Origin of the sequence: Paraburkholderia sp. EB58, from assembly GCF_050436665.1 — a bacterium.
GTDB lineage: Bacteria > Pseudomonadota > Gammaproteobacteria > Burkholderiales > Burkholderiaceae > Paraburkholderia.
Genome location: NZ_JBNDMQ010000005.1, coordinates 257,738 through 276,610 on the forward strand (window position 1 = coordinate 257,738; position 18,873 = coordinate 276,610).

An 18,873-nucleotide genomic window follows, 5' to 3' on the forward strand; every position below is an offset into this window, starting at 1 on the left:
CACATCATAAATCAAAGCCCACGCGCGGCGTTGTGCGAGTGAGGAACCGTTACAGATGTATCGCGCAGGTTTGCCGGAGTCCGTGTTAGGGCGGTGCGCAGCGGACGCATGAGTGCCGCGAAGAGCTTAGGCGCGCGGCCAGGTAAGAGGCCGTCGGCGGGTATAATTCGACTCTCGCATTTTCCATTCGCCTCCATGACTGGCGCCTGTTGCCACATGGACGCGTTCCGCTGCCGCGCTTGCTGGCGTTTCATTGCCGCGCGCCGACGCCCGTCTTCCGAGTGACCGTTTATGACCACCTCCGTTCGCACCCGTTTCGCACCGAGCCCCACTGGCTTTATCCATCTCGGCAACATCCGTTCTGCGCTGTATCCGTGGGCGTTCGCGCGCAAGATGAAGGGCACCTTTGTGCTGCGTATCGAGGACACCGATGTGGAGCGTTCGACTTCGCAATCCGTCGACGCAATCCTGGAAGGCATGGCGTGGCTCGGCCTCGATTACGACGAAGGCCCGTTCTATCAGATGCAGCGCATGGACCGTTATCGCGAAGTGCTCAAGCAGATGCAGGAGCAGGGGCTGGTGTACCCGTGCTACATGTCGACCGAAGAGCTCGACGCACTGCGCGAACGTCAACGCGAGGCGGGCGAAAAGCCGCGCTACGATGGCACGTGGCGCCCGGAACCCGGCAAGGTGCTGCCGACCCCGCCAGCGGGCGTACAGCCCGTGCTGCGCTTTCGCAATCCGCTCACGGGTGTGGTGGCGTGGGACGATGCTGTGAAGGGGCGTATCGAGATTTCGAACGAAGAGCTCGACGACCTCGTGATCGCACGTCCGGACGGCACGCCGACCTACAATTTCTGCGTCGTGGTCGACGATCTCGACATGCACATTACCCACGTGATTCGTGGCGACGACCACGTCAACAACACGCCGCGCCAGATCAACATCCTGCGCGCGCTCGGCGGCGAGCCGCCGGTCTACGCACACTTGCCGACCGTGCTGAACGAGCAGGGCGAAAAGATGAGCAAGCGTCATGGCGCGATGAGCGTGACAGGCTATCGCGATGTGGGCTTTCTGCCGGAAGCGGTGCTCAACTACCTCGCGCGTCTGGGCTGGTCGCATGGCGACGCAGAGATTTTCTCGCGCGAACAGTTTGTCGAATGGTTCGACCTCGAGCATCTCGGCAAGTCACCGGCTCAGTACGATCACGACAAGCTCACGTGGCTCAACGCGCACTACATCAAGGAAGCGGACAACGCACGTCTGGCTGAACTGACGCGGCCGTTCTTCGCTGAGCTGGGCATCGAGGAAGCAACGCTTGTTCAGGGCGCGGACCTGGTCGCCGTGGTGGGACTGCTGAAGGATCGCGCCTCGACGGTGAAGGAGATCGCGGAGAACGCCGCGATGTTCTACCGCACGCCCGCGCCCGAAGCAGAAGCGCTCGCACAGCATGTGACCGATGCGGTGCGCCCAGCCATCGCCGATCTCGCCACCGCGCTGAAGAGCGCGGAGTGGACCAAGGAAAGTATTTCCGCCGCGTTCAAAGCGACGCTCGGCACACACAAGCTGAAGATGCCGCAGCTCGCGATGCCCGTGCGTCTGCTGGTGGCGGGTACGACGCACACGCCGTCGATCGACGCGGTGTTGATGCTGTTCGGCCGTGACGTGGTGGTGAGTCGCCTCGAAAAAGCGCGCGCTTGAGAGGTCTGAGAGGGTTTGCATGCGGCTTCCAAAAAAAGTCGCATGTAATCACTCAAAGGGTATTTACAAAGCGCGGATTGCTCTCTAAAATCTCGTTTCTGTTCTGCAAGGGGGGTATAGCTCAGCTGGGAGAGCGCTTGCATGGCATGCAAGAGGTCAGCGGTTCGATCCCGCTTACCTCCACCATCAGAGCAGAGCGAAGTCATTTCCGATGTCTGGATCTTGTAGTAAAAAAGACTTCACAAGCTGTAACAATGTAGTTAGAATATCGGTCTTCGCTGCTGACGAAACGAAGTTAATGTCAAAGTTAGCGTCAGTTAGCAGCAAGATAAAGACAGATCTGAAAAGATTATGTCCCCTTCGTCTAGAGGCCTAGGACATCACCCTTTCACGGTGAGTACAGGGGTTCGAATCCCCTAGGGGACGCCAAACATCAGCGTCGCTTTAGTTTTCGAAAGAAGTAAAGCGGTGCAGCTTGCAGAGAAAAAACCGACGCTCGCAAGCTAGGGTGTAAAGACTGGAGTGGTAGTTCAGTCGGTTAGAATACCGGCCTGTCACGCCGGGGGTCGCGGGTTCGAGTCCCGTCCACTCCGCCAGACAAAGCCCGTTCATATGAACTTGAACGGGCTTTTTCATTAAAGGTGTAAGCGTACGTTGTCCCCTTCGTCTAGAGGCCTAGGACATCACCCTTTCACGGTGAGTACAGGGGTTCGAATCCCCTAGGGGACGCCAAGACATCGGCATCGCTCATTGGCGTCACTTAGTGGCGTCGATTAATGAGTCGATGCAGTTTGTGAGAGTAACCAACGCTCACAAGCTAGCGGTGCAAAAATCTGGAGCGGTAGTTCAGTTGGTTAGAATACCGGCCTGTCACGCCGGGGGTCGCGGGTTCGAGTCCCGTCCGCTCCGCCAGAAATGCACGATCAGCCGTTGAATCTGTATGGATTCAACGGCTTTTTGTTTTTCTGGCTCACCAACATGGATTTCTTCGTAGTCTCGCCTTCGCTCTCTCAGCTCGGACGCAAATGGGACCGTGCCACGTGTGCCCGTTTCGAGTGTTTCTATATGTCTGAGAAATGCACATTTCGGATAACTTAGTATTTGCCGCGAGTCAGCACGTCATCCGGGGTCACGACATCGCTTGCGCGACCTTTTTACAAACCCGGCGTGATCCAGGAACAGATTACCGTTCCGTCGAGATGCGTCTACGTCTTGACGGTTACTGCCTGGTGTATGCGATTGAGTTAGCCGGGCAGCCTGTTCAAACGCGCTATCAGCTCGTCCAGTACGTGTGTCGCGGCTCGCATTCGCGGGCACGCTAACTGCTGCTTAACAGGCTATCGCCGACGCTGTAACCGCGCGTGGATGAATTTCATGCGCTGAGGGTCTACAGTACGAATGTTGCGCGATCATCAGCACATAATCTGTCGCGATGTCGAAGACGGGTTCGGAGTAAATCGCCATGGCCAAGCATACCGGACTGCCGGAATCGGGGGCGGATAACGCTGCGGATCACCCCGCGGACAGCCCCTCTAGAGATCCGGGGCTGGAATTCAGTCAAGATTTTGATCAGGACGATGATCCCGCGCCTGCCTCACCGCCCGCACGGTTTGGTCGCCTGGCGCTTTGGGTCGCCTCGGCGAGTGCGTTGACCGTTGGGGTATTGGCTACGGTCGCGTACGGTGTATGGTTCGACCAGGACCAGCGAGCCTACGCGAAAGCCATGACTGTGGCGCAACAAACGCTCTCGGCCGGGGTTGTAACCATGCCGAAGCGCCAGACGCTGGCAGCCGGTGTTACGATCGCGCCCGAGCAGCAGACGCTCCCGCCCGTCGCAGCCACCGTGCCGACGCAACAGACAGCGTGGTCGGGTCGTGTGGCTCTGGCCACGCCGCCTGCGGCACCGCCGCCCACGCTCGCCGATGCTGCGGAAGCAGATCTGACCACATTGGCTTCGTCTGCCCAGCCGGAGTCAAGTGATGTTGCTCCGCCAGATTCGTTCGCGCCCCATTCGAGCACAGTGCAATCCGCCACGGTGAGCGGTAGCACGAAGCAAGCTCGCCACCGTCCGGCACCGCGCGCCAAGCCCAATAACGGTCTGTTCGCGCGCATGGAATCGTTTTTTCATCGCGTGAGCTATCGGCAGCATGGCAACGGAAGCCAGCGAGACCTCTACGCCCACTCCTGAGCGGCATCGTCCAGCGCGCGCCCTGCGCAAGCCTGCGTTTACGGTGCGCTTCGGATGGGGGCCGGCCGCGCTGGCCGGGGCTGGATTGCTGTGTCTGCTGGCGGGGCTTCTTGTCCTCGCGCTGCAAATCAAGGCGATTTTCTCGGACCAGTTGAAGCAGGAATATACCGGACTGGTTCTCGACGCGATTGGTCGTGCGGAAAGCGCCCGCGACCTGGCCAACGCCCGTCGGCCGCTAACTGGAGATAATGGAGATAGCGCCGGTGAGCCGCAAGACTATCGGAATGCGCGTATCGGTCTGGCCTCCCGCCTTGCGTCCGTCGCTGCGCTGGTGAATGCGGATCCGGCAGCAGCGCCCCGCATCTCGCAGCGCGCGCTGTCGCCCGACGTCAATTTCGCAGATACAGATGCATTGCTGCGCTCGCAGGCGGCGTATTGGCGCGCGCGGCGTGATCTCGTCAGTGCTGATCTTCGCAGCCGGATCGCCCGTGTCGCGAAGACGCTGATGGTTTTGTCGGCGCTGATCTTCACCGCGCTGGTTACCGCGCTCGGCATGTATGCGAAGCGCACGCGTCAACTGGCACGCGAGTCGCACCGCTTCGAGTTCGCTGCGTTGCACGACGCGCTGACGGGGCTGCCAAACCGGCGGCACCTGTTTGCCGAGCTTGCGCAAACCCCGCCCGGAGCGAGGGCTGATCCGCTTACTCACACGCTCGCCGTTCTTTATATCGATCTGGATGGCTTCAAACAGGTCAATGACTCGCTCGGTCATCGCGTCGGCGACGAATTCCTGATCGCGATAGCGCGGCGCTTTCGCGAGTCGCTTCGTCTGGTCGACGTGGTGGCACGCATCGGCGGTGACGAGTTTGCTGTGCTGGTGCGCGGATTTTCCACGGATGTCGAACTAGGCGCGATTGCGGAGCGTCTGATCGCCTGTGTTGCCGAGACAGGAGAGCAGATGCGGGTTGGCTTTGTCAGTGCCAGCATTGGCATCGCCAGCTTTCCGCAACCCATCGAAGACTACCGGCACTTGCTCGCCGTAGCGGACGAGACGATGTACCAGGTTAAACGTAGCGGCAAGAACGGCTACGCTTTCGCGACACGCGTACAGCGATCGGAGGCGCTTTGACGAAGACCGCACCCGCTCGCACTCCCGAATATGTACGAACCGTTACAACGCCGGTCGGCGAGGCGGCCGTGCGGAAACACTATTTTTCCGCATGAATTGACAGACGCCAGCGATTTTGCCGCCTAGACTGATTAGGGTTATTCAGCTTGCGATGCGGGTACGTGTTCCATCTCGACCTCGCGACTAGAAGCAATCTGACAATGCAACCCCGCATACACCGTAGATAGGCTGTCCTTGACGATCCCCATCGCTTTTGAGGAGATTTGCCATGTCCAAGGTATCGACGACCGAGGCGTCCACTGCGTTCATCGAGACCGCGCGCTCAGGTTACGAATTGCTTGCCGATCCGTTGCTGAACAAGGGAACCGCGTTCTCCGAGTCGGAGCGCGACACGTTCGATCTGCATGGGCTTTTGCCGCCCAACATCGGCACACTCGAGGAACAGGTGTCGCGCCGCCTCCAGGTGCTGCGCAGCTTTGCGACGGACATCGAGCGCTACGCCTTTCTGCGTGATCTGCAGGACACCAACGAGACGTTGTTTTTCGCTTTGCTTGTGCAGAATCTCGAAGAACTGCTGCCTGTCGTCTATACACCGACGGTCGGCGCCGGCTGCCAGCAGTTCAGCCGCCTGTTCCGCAAGCCGCGGGGCCTGTTTCTGAGCCTGCCACACAAGAAGCGGATCGAGGCGATCCTCGCGCACCCGCGCTTCGACAAGGTCGAGGCCATCGTGGTAACGGATGGCGAGCGCATCCTCGGGCTGGGCGACCAGGGGGCGGGCGGCATGGGCATCCCGATCGGCAAACTGGCGCTCTACACGGGGTGCGGCGGGCTGCATCCTGCGACGACGCTGCCGATCATGCTCGATGTCGGCACCGACAATCCCGATTGCCTGAGCGATCCGCTATACATCGGCTGGCGTCATGAGCGCGTTCGCGGCGAGGAATACGACGACTTTATCGAAGCCTTCGTGACAGCCGTCGCAAAGCGGTGGCCGCATGTGTTGCTGCAGTGGGAGGATTTCGCCAAGAACAACGCGACGCGCATGCTCGAACGTTATCGCGACCGTCTATGCACCTTTAATGACGACGTGCAGGGCACCGCGGCGGTGGCGACAGGCACGCTGTTGTCGGCGATCAACGTGACGGGCGTGCCGCTCACGGAGCAGCGCATTGCCGTGATGGGCGCGGGCTCGGCCGGCTGCGGGATTGCGAGCCTCATTCGCAAGGCGATGACCGATGCAGGTCTCACGGATAGCGAAGCGGGCAAACGCTTTTTCATGGTCGACCGCGATGGCTTGCTGGTGGACGGGATGGACGGTATCGCCTCGTTTCAGCAGCCGTTCCTGCAGGACAAGGCGGCCATTGCCAACTGGAAGCTCGATCATCCGGACAGGGTCGCGCTGCTGGACGTCGTACGCAATGCGAAGCCCACGGTGCTGATTGGCGTATCGGGGCAGGCCGGTGCCTTCTCCGAACCGGTGGTTCGTGCAATGGCCGAGTACAATTCGCGGCCTGTGATCTTTCCGCTCTCCAATCCCACCTCGCGCGCTGAAGCCACGCCCAAGGATCTGGAAACGTGGAGCGAGGGCAGGGCGGTGATTGGCACAGGCACTCCGTTTCCGCCGCTTGAGCGCAACGGCGCGAAGTTCAAGGTCGACCAGACCAATAACTCCTACATTTTCCCGGGCGTGGGTCTCGGCGCGATCGCGGTCAAAGCGTCACGTGTGACCGACCAGATGTTCATGGCGGCCGCGAAAGCGCTCGCAGCGGCGTCGCCCGCGCGCAGCGATCCTGCCAAAAATCTGCTGCCGCCGGTGACTTCATTGCGTGAGGTGGCGGTCTCGGTGGCCCTCGCGGCGGCGCTGCAGGCGCACAAGGAAGGTCTGACCAAGGATGTGAATACCGATCAGATCGAAGGCCTGATTCGCAGCAAGGTCTGGACGCCGCACTACGTGCCATATCAGCGGGCCAAGTCCGGCACCAAGTAAGCCGAAGAAGCAGGACTGACGAAGCGGCCTGAAGAAGCGCATCGCTCAAGTAGACCGATCAGGTGGGCCCGCCGAACGGGCTCACCACGCTGACCAATAAAAACAAGCAGGAGTCTCCCTGTGCTCAACACCATCCTCAATGGGCTGCTGCCGGTCGCGTTTGTCATCCTGCTCGGCTGGTTCTCGGGCCGTATAGGCCTTCTGAAGCACGACGATGCCGGCGTGCTGGCGACACTGGTGATCCGCTTTGCGCTGCCTTTCGCGCTGTTCGAAGGAGCGGTCAAGACCTCGCCGGACAAGCTGCATAACGTGGGTTTTGCGCTGACCCTGACGCTTGGGCTGATGGGAACCTATCTGATCGCGCTTGCGATCGGCCGCTTCGTGTTCCGGCATGATCTGCGCACGGCCACCATGCAGGCGCTGGTGTGCGCTTTTCCCGATATGGCGTACTTCGGCGCGCCCATCCTCGCCGCGGTATTCGGGCCTGAGGGGTTTCTGGCGGTGCTCGTCGGCAATCTCATCACCAGCATCTTCATGTTGCCGCTGACCATTGTCCTGACGAATCTCGGCGGTCCGGACGAGGAGGGACACGCCAAGCCTGATGTTTTGCGCATTTTCGGGCAGAGCGTCGCGCGCGCGGTAATCAATCCGATTGTCTGGCTGCCGATCTCCGGGATGGTCCTCAGCTTCGCTCACGTCACGCTGCCCGAGCCGGTGATCACCTCCGTTGACCTGATCGCTAAATCGGCTGGCGGCGCGTCGTTGTTCGCGCTCGGACTCATGCTCTATGGCGAGCGCTTCATGATCAATGCCAACGTGCTGACCAATCTGGCCATCAAGAATTTCCTGCAGCCGGCGCTCATGGTGCTCGGCACCATACTGTTCGGCGTAGTGGGGGCGCCCGCACACCAGGCGGTGATTACCGGCGCCGTGCCGACGGCCACCGCGGCTGCGATGTTTGCGCTCAAGTCGAAGACGTATACGGCCGATGCGACAGCCACGATCCTGATCAGTACGATTCTGGGTATCGTAACGGAAGGACTGCTAATCGCTTATTTCTTCTGACTGGGCTGGCGCCGCGACGCTCGCCTCGTGGCCAGCGCGCGGCAATCCTGCCCGGCTCATGCCTGGGGCATCGTGATTTAATTGGCGTTGGCTTGCTTGCTGCCGAACGTCACTGTGATGGACGGCGCATATTGCGGCACCGTAATCATTGCGTCCTCATCGTCGTCACCGCTACCGCCTGCCGCAAAGTGGAATTGCGGGCGCGGAATCTGTGTCTTCGATGCCTTGATGGTCGTCGTTACCGCGTCATAGCCGGACTTCTCGCATTTGATCTGCAGGTCCGAGTCTGAGCGGCGCACTTCGACGCTATCGGGAGCCGAGACCGACCAGTCTCCCTTGGAGTTCGTCAGTACGCATTTCGCATCGGCTACGGGGCCATTGGCATCAACTGCGGAAATGGACAAGGTCTCACGGTCCTTCTTGGCGCCGCCATTGTTCGAGTTCGATGCGCCGGTGACGATGACCGCGTTGGCGGATTGCAAAGCAGTCTGGGAGTTCGCGGCATTGCCCGCGAACGCATGTATCGAGGACAACGAAAGGGTCGCAGTAAGCAGTACTGTCAGGGTTTTGTTAATTTTGTTTCTCCTTTGGCTTTACGCGGCAGGGCGAGTAGGCCGTTGATCGATTGCCGCCTTCTGAGCGGCCCCGCAGGACTCTATCACGCCGATTCGCGCTTGAAACCAGCTGCCAAATAGAGGGATCGCGCCTTTTGTTGAACGCCAATGGGGTAATCGGGCGAGGCGCAGTTGTGCGTTATGCGTAGTGGGAGATAACGCAGCCGAATCGTTCGATCTCGCGCATGCAGGTGCAAATCTGTTGCATGCGCGAGGGTCAGCTCAAACGCCGGTGCGCACCCCGACGCGATACTGCGTAACCTGCCGGTATTCCTCGCCGGGTCGAAGCACAACTTGCGTTTGATCGGCCATATTGATCTGGTCCGGAAAGCCTCCCGCCTCGAGGCAGAGGCCGGCGTATTTCGAATAGGTAAATCCACCGCGGCCTTTCTCGCCTTCGAGGTGGTTGCCGGTATAGAACTGCAAGCCCCACTGATCGGTCAGCACGCTCAGCTCGCGTCCGCTACCAGGCTCGTAGACGCGTGCCACCTCGCGCACCGGCTGCGCGCCCGCCGCGGCTTCCCATACTTCGGGTAGCACATAGCAGTGGTCGAATCCTTGCGCGAGTGCGAGCTGCGCATTCGGCCAGTCGAGACGCGCGCCGAGCGGGGCGCTTTGCCGGAAGTCGAACGCATTGCCCGCGACCTCCGCGCGTCGGCAGGGAATCATGGCCGCGTCGACTTCGAAAAATGCCGGGGCGTCGATCGAAACCACGTGTCCGCGCACATCGCTCGCCGCTTGTCCGCTCAGGTTGAAGTACGGATGACTGGTCAGGTTCAGCGGCGTCGGTGCGTCGGTGATTGCCTCGTAAGCGATCGTCAAGGTGCCGTCGTCATCGAGCGTGTAGCGCACCTGAGCCGTCACGTGGCCAGGAAAGCCCGCATCGCCTTCGGGCGATTCAAGCCGCATCACGAGCGCGCCGTTGTCTTCGGCGGCTTCCCAATGCAGACGGTTGAATCCGGTGCTGCCGCCATGCAACAGGTTGTCGCCTTCGTTGCGATCGAGTGTGTACTCGATGCCGTCGAGCGTGAAGCGCGCGCCGGCAATGCGGTTGGCCCAGCGGCCGATCAGGCCGCCCATGTAAGTGGTTGAGGCGAGATATTCGGCCGGCGTGTCGTGGCCCAGCAGGATATCGCCAAGCCTGCCTGCGCGATCGGGCGCGTGCCATGAAACCAGCGTGGCGCCCAGGTCGCTGATGCTGACCTTCATGCCATGCGCGTTGCGCAACGTAAAAAGCTGGACCGGGTCGCCGCCGGGCACAGCGCCCCAGGGCTCGGAGGAAAATTGCGCGTGACTGATCATATCGGCAGGAGAGTAAAGGATTCCCAAAGCGCAGAGAGGCTGCGCCAGATTTAGCCGTGCCTGGCGCGCCTAGCCGGGCGCGGCCGTGGACTTCGTGCGTTCCTGATATTCGCGCGGCGTGCAGCCGAGTTCACGGCGAAACACCGCATACATGTACTGCAAGGAGGTGAAGCCGCAACGGATCGCAACTTCCGCGCTCGATGCATCGCGTTTCGCGAGCAGCGCCTTTGCAGCATCGAGCTTGTGACGCAGGATCTCCTGATGCACTGTACATTGCAACTCGCGCCGAAAATATTCTTCCAGCGAAGAGCGCGACACGCCGACGTAATCGGCCACCTGTTCGGTGCGGATGCCCTGGCAGGCGTACTGGCGGATAAAGTGCCGCGCGCGCATCACATAGGGGCTCGCGAGCGGCTGGTGGCGGGTCGATTCGAGCACGTTGATGCCGACCGGCGGCACACGGATGCGCCGGCCCGGAAAGCGTGCGCCGTGCAACATCTGATGCAGCAAGTGTGCGGCGGTACGGCCCATTTCCTCGGTACCCTGAATCACCGACGAGATCGGAATGCGGGTGAGGGTGCGCGTCAACGGATCGTTGTCGATGCCGATGATCGAGACCTGCTCGGGCACCGCAATACCGGCGATCAGGCAGGCTTGCAGCAGGTGTCGCGCGCGGGCGTCGGTGACCGCAATGATGCCGACGGGTTTGGGCAGCTTTTCGAGCCAGCCGGTGAGCTGTTCGGTGGCCTGATTCCATGCGGGTGCGCTGGTCGAGAGGCCGCGATAGATCTCAGTGTCGATTTCCTCGGCGCTACGGCCTTCGGCGGCACGCAGGCCGGCGAAGGCTAGCTCGCGCTGCTGGGCCCAGCGGTTCTCCGGCGCCTGCGGCAGGCTGTACAGCGCGAAATGGGGCAAACCCGCGCCGATCAGATGGGTATAGGCGAGCGAAACGAGCTTGGCGTTATCTGTTGCGATGTACGGCAAATCGGGCGGGTAGTGCGTCTCGTCCTCGTACGACGAGCCGATCGCCACCACCGGCAGCCGGCAACCGCGCAACGCTTCGCTTACCGCGGGGTCGTCGAAGTCCGCGATGATGCCGTCGCCGTCGAAGCGTTCAATGCCCGTCAGCCGGCAGCGGAAATCCTCTTCGAGAAACAGATCCCACGCGACGCGGGTCGAGAGCAGGTAATTACCGATGCCGGTGATGATCTCGCGGTCATACACCTTGTTCGCGTTGAACAGCAGCGCGATCCGATGCGGCGTCTGCGGCGTCTGGGGTCGGGTCATCACGGTGGATGGCACGGGGCCTTGCGAGCCGGCGGGCCATTGTCTCCAATAGGGTGCAGCGTCGCACCGGTTTTTAAGTGTCTGGTTATTTTAGGCTGGGATTGCAATGCGTGCTCGCAAGAACGGCGCAAGCGGTGAGAAACATTAGGTGGGCTGCGCAATTTCGCAATTGCGGGCACAGGGCGCAGGCTGGCAGCATGGCGTCACCTTGTCGAACCCGGCACGGGCATGCTGCACGACGCTGCGCGGGTTGCACTGCACAATAACGTAACACCTTTTAATGGGACCGGAGTAAGTGCTGAAGCACTAACTCCGGTCGACAGGAGACGCTGATGTCCTACTTCGAACACATCCCCAAGATTGGCTATGAAGGTCCGCAATCGGATAATCCGCTGGCCTTTCACCACTACGACCGCACCAAGCGCGTGCTCGGCAAGACGCTTGAAGAGCATCTGCGCCTTGCCGTGTGCTACTGGCATACCTTCGTCTGGCCGGGCGTCGATATCTTCGGCCAGGGGACCTTTCATCGCCCGTGGCAGCAACCGGGTGATGCCATGGAACGGGCGCACCAGAAAGCCGACGCCGCGTTCGAGTTCTTCTCGAAGTTAGGCACACCTTACTATACGTTCCACGATACCGATGTCGCACCTGAAGGCGACAGCCTGAAGTCATACAGCGAGAATTTCGCCCGCATCAGCGATTATCTTGCACGCAAGCAGCAGGACACGGGTGTCAAGCTGTTGTGGGGCACGGCCAACCTGTTCTCACATCCGCGATATGCGGGCGGTGCGGCGACCAGCCCGAACCCCGAAGTGTTCGCCTTTGCCGCCACCCAGGTGCGCCATGCGCTCGATGCGACGCAGCGCCTCGGCGGCGAGAACTATGTGCTGTGGGGCGGCCGCGAAGGCTACGACACGCTGCTCAATACCGACCTCGTGCGCGAACGCGAACAGTTTGCGCGCTTTCTCAGCATGGTGGTCGAGCACGCGCACAAGATCGGTTTCAAGGGCACGCTCCTGATCGAGCCGAAGCCGCAGGAGCCGACCAAACACCAGTACGATTACGACGTCTCTGCCGTGCACGGTTTTCTCACGCAATACGGCTTGCAAAACGACATTCGCGTCAACATCGAAGCCAATCACGCGACGCTGGCGGGGCACTCGTTCCATCACGAGATCGCCACGGCGTTTGCGCTCGGCATCTTCGGCAGCGTCGACGCGAATCGCGGCGATCCGCAAAACGGCTGGGATACCGACCAGTTTCCGAACAGCGTCGAGGAACTGACGCTCGCCTTCTATGAAATCCTCAAGCATGGCGGCTTTACGACGGGCGGCATGAACTTCGACTCGAAGGTGCGCCGTCAGAGCGTCGATGCGGAGGACCTGTTCTACGGCCACATTGGTGCGATCGATAACCTGGCGCTGGCTGTGGAGCGCGCTGCGGTGCTGGTCGAAAATGACCGCCTCGAACAGTTCAAGCGCCAGCGTTACGCCGGCTGGGAGACGGAATTCGGCCGCAAGATCCTTTCCGGTGGCTATTCGCTGTCGACGCTCGCTAGCGACGCGCTCGACCGCGGCCTGAATCCGCAGCACGCCAGCGGCCAGCAGGAACGGCTGGAAAGCGTGGTGAATCAGGCAATCTACGGTCTACGCTGAGCTTCACTCACCCGCATACCTGGCCGGCGCCAATGCGCGTCGGCCAGGTGTGGAAAAACATTAGGATGACTCGCCAGTTTCGCAATTGCACATGGGCTGGCGAAGCGCACACTTGCGCAAAACGAGGATGGAGACATGTTCATCGGTATCGACCTCGGCACGTCGGGCGTCAAGGCCGTGTTGCTCGACCGGGATGGGCGCGTGCGCTGCACCGCGACGCATGCGCTCTCGGTCAGCCGGCCGCAACCGCGCTGGTCCGAGCAGGCGCCACACGACTGGTGGCATGCAACGAAGGCAGCGCTTGCCGATCTGCTGGGCGAAGCGCGCGCGGCAGGCATTCGCGCAACACAGATCGAAGCGCTTGGCCTGACGGGCCAGATGCACGGTGCGACACTGCTCGACGCGCAAGGCGAGGTCTTGCGTTCGGCGATTCTCTGGAACGACGGGCGCTCGGATACCGAATGCCGCGAACTGGAAGCTTCCGTGCCGCAACTCCGTGAGATTGCGGGCAACATGGCCATGCCGGGCTTTACGGCGCCCAAACTGCTGTGGGTGCGCAAGCATGAGCCGGAGATCTTTGCGCGCATCGCTCACGTGCTGTTGCCGAAAGACTATCTGCGCTATCTGCTGACGGGTGGATTCGCCACCGATCCCTCGGATGCTGCCGGCACGCTCTGGCTCGATGTGGCGCAGCGCGACTACAGCGCGACGTTGCTGGCGGCCTGCGGTCTGTCACGCGAGCAGATGCCGGCGGTGTTCGAAGGCAATCGCGTGACGGGCGCGCTTAAACCCGAGCTTGCACGCGAGTGGGGCCTGCGCGAGATTCCGGTAGTCGCAGGTGGGGGTGACAACGCGGCGGGCGCCGTTGGCGTGGGCATTGTCAAGCCGAAGCAGGCGATGCTGTCGCTTGGCACCTCCGGCGTGTACTTCGCCGTCTCGGACGGCTTCCTCGCGAACCCCGCTTCGGCGGTGCACAGCTTCTGCCATGCCTTGCCGGAGACATGGCATCTGATGTCGGTGATGCTCAACGCGGCGGGCTGCCTCGATTTCACGGCACAACTGACGGGCTATGCGGACGTCGCCGCGCTGCTTGCCGATGCGCAAGCCGAAGCGCGCGATCGGCGGCCGTGGTTCTTGCCGTATCTGTCGGGCGAGCGCACACCGCACAACAACGTCAATGCGAAGGGCGTGTTTTACGGCCTGACGCCGCAAACGAACCGCGCTGACATGGCGAACGCCACGCTCGAAGGCGTGGGCTTCTGCCTGCTCGACGGCATGGACGCGTTGCACGCGGCAGGCCTCGTGCCCGATGAAATTTCCGTAATCGGTGGCGGCTCGCGCAGTGCATATTGGACACAGATGCTCGCGGATATCGCAGGCCGTCCGCTCACTTTGCGCGCCGGAGGTGAAGTCGGACCGGCGTTGGGTGCGGCCCGTCTCGCTCATCTTGCCCTGGAACCGGATGCGCCGCTCGACGCCATCTGTCCGACGCCGGAAATTCTTGCTGTGCGTGAGCCCGATATGGTGCGTCACGCGTGGTACAGCAATGAACGACGCCCGACCTTTCACGCGCTGTATCGCGCGCTTGGACCGGTGTTTGCCTTGGACGCCTAGCGTCAACAGTAGGACGTAGCGCGCCTCACAAACGCCTCGGAAAGTACGCGGTGAACGCTGCGCCGCGGTGAGTCGACTGCATAGGAGTGCATAAAAATAGCATTGCGCGGCCGCCCTGGCTGCGCCGCAACAGGGGTAGTCCATCGTTGTCATGTATCGGCCGCGCGGTTCGCCGCGCAGGCTGCTAATCCGGTATTGCCGGCTATAACAGAAGAGGAGTGAGACATGAAATTCGCAACGCGTCGTTCCGTTCTGAGTTCGCTCGTATGTGGAGCGGTGCTCGCCAGCCTGTCGCTCGCCGCGCCGCTTGCGCACGCGAGCAAGGATCATCCAGAAATCGGCTTCTGTATCGACGATCTGCGCGTCGAGCGCTGGTCGCGCGATCGCGACTATTTTGTGGCCGCAGCGGAAAAGCTCGGCGCGAAGGTGTCCGTACAATCGGCGGATGCCAGCGAAGAGCGCCAGATCTCGCAGATCGAAAACCTGATTTCGCGCGGCGTCGATGTGATCGTCATCGTGCCGTTCAATTCGAAAACGCTGGGCAATGTCGTGGCCGAAGCGCACAAAGCGGGCATCAAGGTCGTGTCGTATGACCGCCTGATTCTCGATGCCGATGTCGACGCGTACATCTCGTTCGATAACGAAAAGGTCGGCGAATTGCAGGCGCAAGGCGTCTACAACGCACAACCGAAGGGCAACTACTTCCTGCTCGGCGGCGCACCGACCGACAACAACGCGAAGATGCTGCGCGAGGGCCAGTTGAAGGTGCTCAAGCCCGCGATCGACCGCGGTGACATCAAGGTGGTGGGCACGCAGTGGGTGCCGGAGTGGAGCGCTTCCACGGCCTTGCGCATCATGGAAGATGCGTTGACCGCGAACAACAACAAGATCGATGCAGTCGTGGCGTCGAACGACGGCACGGCGGGCGGCGCGATTCAGGCGCTCGCGGCGCAGCATATGGCCGGCAAGGTGCCGGTGTCGGGTCAGGATGCAGACCTTGCGGCTGTCAGGCGTCTGATTGACGGCACGCAGACGATGACCGTCTACAAGCCGCTCAAGCTGATCGCGAGCCAGGCCGCGAACCTTGCCGTGCAACTCGCAAAGGGTGACAAGCCCGACTATAACGCGCAGTACGACAACGGCAAGAAGAAGGTCGACACCGTCCTGCTGCAGCCGACGCTGCTGACCAAGAGCAACGTGGATATCGTCATAAAGGACGGTTTCTACACCCAGGCACAACTCGCGAGCCAATAAGCGGGACCGACGCGCGATGGCGCCCGTTGCGTGTTGAACGCAACTGCGTCGTCGCGCGCTATGCAGCGAGGCAAAAGCGAATGACGCAACCTTTACTGGTGATGCATCACATCGTCAAAGCGTTTTCCGGCGTGAAGGCACTCGACGGCATCGACCTCTCGGTGTCGCCTGGCGAGTGTGTCGGCTTGTGCGGCGAGAATGGCGCGGGCAAATCCACGCTGATGAAAGTGCTGTCCGGTGTCTATCCATACGGCACGTGGGACGGCGAAATCCTCTGGGAAGGCGAGCCCCTGAAGGCGGCGAGCGTGCGCGACACCGAGCGCGCCGGGATTGTCATCATCCATCAGGAATTGATGCTCGTGCCGGAGCTTTCGGTGGCCGAGAACATCTTTCTCGGCAACGAAATCACGCTGCCGGGCGGCCGCATGAACTACGCCGCGATGTTCCAGCGCGCCGACGAACTGCTGCGCGAGCTGCGTATCGAAGGCATCAATGTCGCGCAGCCGGTGATGAACTACGGCGGCGGCCATCAACAGCTGATCGAGATCGCCAAGGCGCTGAACAAGCGCGCAAAGCTGCTGATCCTCGATGAGCCGTCGTCGTCGCTCACCAGTTCGGAGACGCAGATTCTGCTGGACATTGTGCGCGATCTGAAGCGGCGTGGCGTGGCTTGCGTGTATATCTCGCACAAGCTCGATGAAGTCGAAGCCGTCTGCGACACGATCACCGTGATTCGCGATGGCCGGCATGTCGCGACTGAACCGATGCGTGCGTTGACCACCGACCGCATTATCGCGATGATGGTGGGCCGCGAAATCACCAATCTGTTTCCGCGTGAACCACGACCCCTCGGCGACGTGATCTTCGAAGCGCGTCACGTGACCTGTTTCGACGTCACCAATCCGCGCCGCAAGCGTGTCGACGATGTGTCGTTCACCTTAAGACGCGGCGAGATACTCGGCGTGGCGGGACTGGTGGGAGCAGGGCGTACGGAGTTGATGCAGGCGATTTTCGGCGCCTATCCTGGCGTAAGCGAGGCGACAGTGTGGCTCGAGGGTAAGCCGCTGAAAATCCGCGCGCCGGCCGATGCGATTCGTGCCGGCATTGGCATGGTGCCGGAGGACCGCAAGCGCCACGGTATCGTGCCGCATCTGAGTGTCGGTCATAACATCACGCTGTCGGTGTTGCAACGTTTTGCCAAAGGCGCGCGCATCGATTCCGCCGCCGAACTCGACACCATTCACACCGAGATGAAGCGGCTCTCCGTGCGCGCCGCGCATCCGATGCTGTCGATTGCGAGTCTTTCCGGCGGCAATCAGCAGAAAGCGGTGCTGACCCGCATGCTGTTGACCGACCCGAAGGTGCTGATCCTCGACGAGCCCACGCGCGGCGTCGATGTCGGCGCCAAATACGAAATCTACAAACTGATCGTTCAACTGGCGCAGCGCGGCATGTCGATCGTGATGGTGTCGTCCGAATTGCCCGAAGTGCTCGGCATCAGCGATCGCGTGCTGGTGATCGGCGAAGGCGAATTGCGCGGCGACTTCATCAACGACGGTCTCACGCAGGAAGACATCCTGACGGCCGCGATTCGACCCGCGCAACGATCAACGAACCTAACTGGAGCGAGTGCAGCATGACTCCCGACGTCACTTCCCAAAGCGCCAAAGATGCCGCGCCGCGCGGCTCGTTCGGCGGCGCGCAGCGCCTGCAGCAACTGTTCGCGCGCTACAAGATTCTCGCGCTGCTGATTGCGGTCGCGGTCATCTGGATCTTCTTCTCGTTTCTCACCAGCGGCGCGTTCATCACGCCGCGCAATCTGTCGAACCTGCTGCGGCAGATGTCGATCACCGGCATGCTCGCGTGCGGGATGGTGTTCGTCATCATCGCGGGCGAGATCGATCTTTCGGTGGGGTCGCTGCTTGGACTGCTCGGCGGCGTGGCGGCAATTCTCGACGTGAACCGTCATTGGCCGATTGGCATCACCGTGCCGGTGGTGATGGTGCTCGGCGTGCTGATAGGCCTCTTCAACGGCTGGTGGTCGACGTATCGGCGCGTGCCGTCGTTTATCGTCGGGCTCGGCGGCATGCTGGCCTATCGCGGCATTCTGCTCGGTGTGACGGGCGGTTCGACCATCGCGCCGGTGTCCGATGGTTTCGTGTTTGTGGGGCAGGGCTATTTGCCGCAGTTCGCTGGCAATTCGCTCGCCGTGGTGCTGTTCGCGCTGCTGGCGCTGCTCACCGTGCGACAGCGGCGCAACCGGCAACGCTATCAATTGGCGGTGGTGCCGGTCTGGCAGGACGTGGCGAAGATCGTCGGCGCGGGCGTGATCCTGTTCGGCTTCGTGGCGACGCTCGATCGTTACGGCGGCATTCCAGTGCCGGTGCTGTTGCTGCTCGCACTGCTCGGTATCTTCACGTGGATTGCGACGCAGACCGTGTTCGGACGGCGCATTTATGCGGTCGGCTCAAACCTCGAGGCGACGCGCCTGTCGGGCGTCAATACGAACCGCGTGAAGCTGGCGATTTTCGCGCTGATGGGCCTGATGTGCGCGTTCGGCGGCATCGTCAATACGGCGCGGCTGGCAGCGGGCTCGCCCTCGGCCGGATCGATGGGCGAACTCGATGCGATCGCGGCGTGCTTTATCGGCGGCACGTCGATGCGCGGCGGTTCGGGGACGGTGTATGGCGCCCTGATCGGCGCACTGGTGATGGCGAGTCTGGACAACGGCATGTCGATGCTCGACGTGGACGCGTATTGGCAGATGATCGTCAAAGGCAGCATCCTGGTGCTGGCGGTGTGGATCGATGTGGTGTCGGGGTCTAACCGGCGTTGAGGGGTCGATAGTCTGCTTGCGCGGCGGAGAGATGCGGCGCGCGTGTTTGCAGTGCAACAGAAACCTCGACTGTCGATCGAAGCCGAAAGGCTGATTGTAAGGAGAACGTTATCTTCGGTGGCAACCTGTACCGTGGCCGGGGCAGGCAGGTTGCCACCGTGCCCTCTATATTCGCGGTCTGCCCAGGGTTTTTTGCGCGATTACCTCGATCCGCACCCATCTCGGGAAAAACAGCCATTGC

Annotated in this window: 13 protein-coding genes and 5 tRNA genes; 15 read left to right on the top strand and 3 right to left on the bottom strand. The window is 61.5% G+C overall.

All coding sequences use genetic code 11. The features are described 5' to 3' along the window. The first annotated feature begins 291 nt into the window (after positions 1-291). The 10 genes from gltX to P3T40_RS10100 all read left to right on the top strand — a co-directional run bounded on the left by gltX (position 292) and on the right by P3T40_RS10100 (position 8,070). Complete coding sequence (gene gltX, locus P3T40_RS10055; RefSeq protein WP_429267535.1) at positions 292-1,701, top strand: glutamate--tRNA ligase; 1,410 nt, start codon at positions 292-294, stop codon at positions 1,699-1,701. Between the two features lie 110 nt (positions 1,702-1,811). Further along, positions 1,812-1,887: transfer RNA gene (locus P3T40_RS10060), tRNA-Ala, on the top strand. A gap of 167 nt (positions 1,888-2,054) precedes the next feature. Then, positions 2,055-2,130, top strand: a tRNA-Glu gene (locus P3T40_RS10065). A gap of 90 nt (positions 2,131-2,220) precedes the next feature. Continuing rightward, a tRNA-Asp gene (locus P3T40_RS10070) sits at positions 2,221-2,297 on the top strand. A 60-nt stretch (positions 2,298-2,357) separates the two neighbouring features. Next, positions 2,358-2,433 (top strand) — tRNA-Glu (locus tag P3T40_RS10075). 103 nt (positions 2,434-2,536) lie between these two features. Next, positions 2,537-2,613 (top strand) — tRNA-Asp (locus P3T40_RS10080). Between the two features lie 550 nt (positions 2,614-3,163). Continuing rightward, a complete protein-coding gene (locus tag P3T40_RS10085; protein WP_429267536.1) occupies positions 3,164-3,889 on the top strand; it encodes a hypothetical protein in 726 nt (241 codons plus the stop codon). After that, positions 3,849-5,018 (top strand): diguanylate cyclase, encoded by a 1,170-nt coding sequence (locus tag P3T40_RS10090; protein ID WP_429267537.1) that lies wholly within the window; start codon positions 3,849-3,851, stop codon positions 5,016-5,018. The genes P3T40_RS10085 and P3T40_RS10090 overlap by 41 nt, the downstream gene beginning before the upstream one ends. A gap of 268 nt (positions 5,019-5,286) precedes the next feature. Beyond that, positions 5,287-7,005: an NAD-dependent malic enzyme gene (locus P3T40_RS10095; RefSeq protein WP_429267538.1), complete on the top strand. Its 1,719-nt coding sequence runs from the start codon at positions 5,287-5,289 to the stop codon at positions 7,003-7,005. Between the two features lie 120 nt (positions 7,006-7,125). Continuing rightward, the gene (locus P3T40_RS10100; RefSeq protein WP_429267539.1) at positions 7,126-8,070 is read left to right on the top strand and encodes an AEC family transporter; all 945 of its coding nucleotides are present in this window, start codon (positions 7,126-7,128) and stop codon (positions 8,068-8,070) included. A gap of 77 nt (positions 8,071-8,147) precedes the next feature. Here P3T40_RS10100 and P3T40_RS10105 read toward each other — a convergent pair whose 3' ends face one another. From P3T40_RS10105 to P3T40_RS10115, 3 genes are all read right to left on the bottom strand, one after another. After that, positions 8,148-8,552: a hypothetical protein gene (locus P3T40_RS10105; RefSeq protein ID WP_429267540.1), complete on the bottom strand. Its 405-nt coding sequence runs from the start codon at positions 8,550-8,552 to the stop codon at positions 8,148-8,150. A 354-nt stretch (positions 8,553-8,906) separates the two neighbouring features. Then, positions 8,907-9,986, bottom strand: a complete 1,080-nt coding sequence (locus tag P3T40_RS10110; protein ID WP_429267541.1) for an aldose epimerase family protein — start codon at positions 9,984-9,986, stop codon at positions 8,907-8,909. 69 nt (positions 9,987-10,055) lie between these two features. Beyond that, on the bottom strand, positions 10,056-11,273 hold the full coding sequence (locus tag P3T40_RS10115) for a XylR family transcriptional regulator (RefSeq protein WP_429267542.1): 1,218 nt from the start codon (positions 11,271-11,273) through the stop codon (positions 10,056-10,058). Between the two features lie 332 nt (positions 11,274-11,605). Between P3T40_RS10115 and xylA the strand changes: the two genes are divergently transcribed. The 5 genes from xylA to P3T40_RS10140 all read left to right on the top strand — a co-directional run bounded on the left by xylA (position 11,606) and on the right by P3T40_RS10140 (position 18,632). After that, a complete protein-coding gene (gene xylA / locus P3T40_RS10120; protein ID WP_429267543.1) occupies positions 11,606-12,928 on the top strand; it encodes a xylose isomerase in 1,323 nt (440 codons plus the stop codon). Positions 12,929-13,063: 135 nt separating this feature from the next. Further along, positions 13,064-14,542: a xylulokinase gene (gene xylB, locus P3T40_RS10125; RefSeq protein ID WP_429267544.1), complete on the top strand. Its 1,479-nt coding sequence runs from the start codon at positions 13,064-13,066 to the stop codon at positions 14,540-14,542. Positions 14,543-14,767: 225 nt separating this feature from the next. Then, on the top strand, positions 14,768-15,796 hold the full coding sequence (gene xylF, locus P3T40_RS10130) for a D-xylose ABC transporter substrate-binding protein (RefSeq protein WP_429267545.1): 1,029 nt from the start codon (positions 14,768-14,770) through the stop codon (positions 15,794-15,796). A gap of 80 nt (positions 15,797-15,876) precedes the next feature. Next, positions 15,877-17,436 carry a D-xylose ABC transporter ATP-binding protein gene (gene xylG / locus P3T40_RS10135; protein ID WP_429267546.1) on the top strand — a complete coding sequence of 520 codons (1,560 nt, stop codon included), beginning with the start codon at positions 15,877-15,879 and terminating at the stop codon, positions 17,434-17,436. Next, complete coding sequence (locus P3T40_RS10140; RefSeq protein ID WP_429267547.1) at positions 17,433-18,632, top strand: sugar ABC transporter permease; 1,200 nt, start codon at positions 17,433-17,435, stop codon at positions 18,630-18,632. Before xylG ends, P3T40_RS10140 begins: the two co-directional genes overlap by 4 nt. Positions 18,633-18,873: the final 241 nt, after the last annotated feature.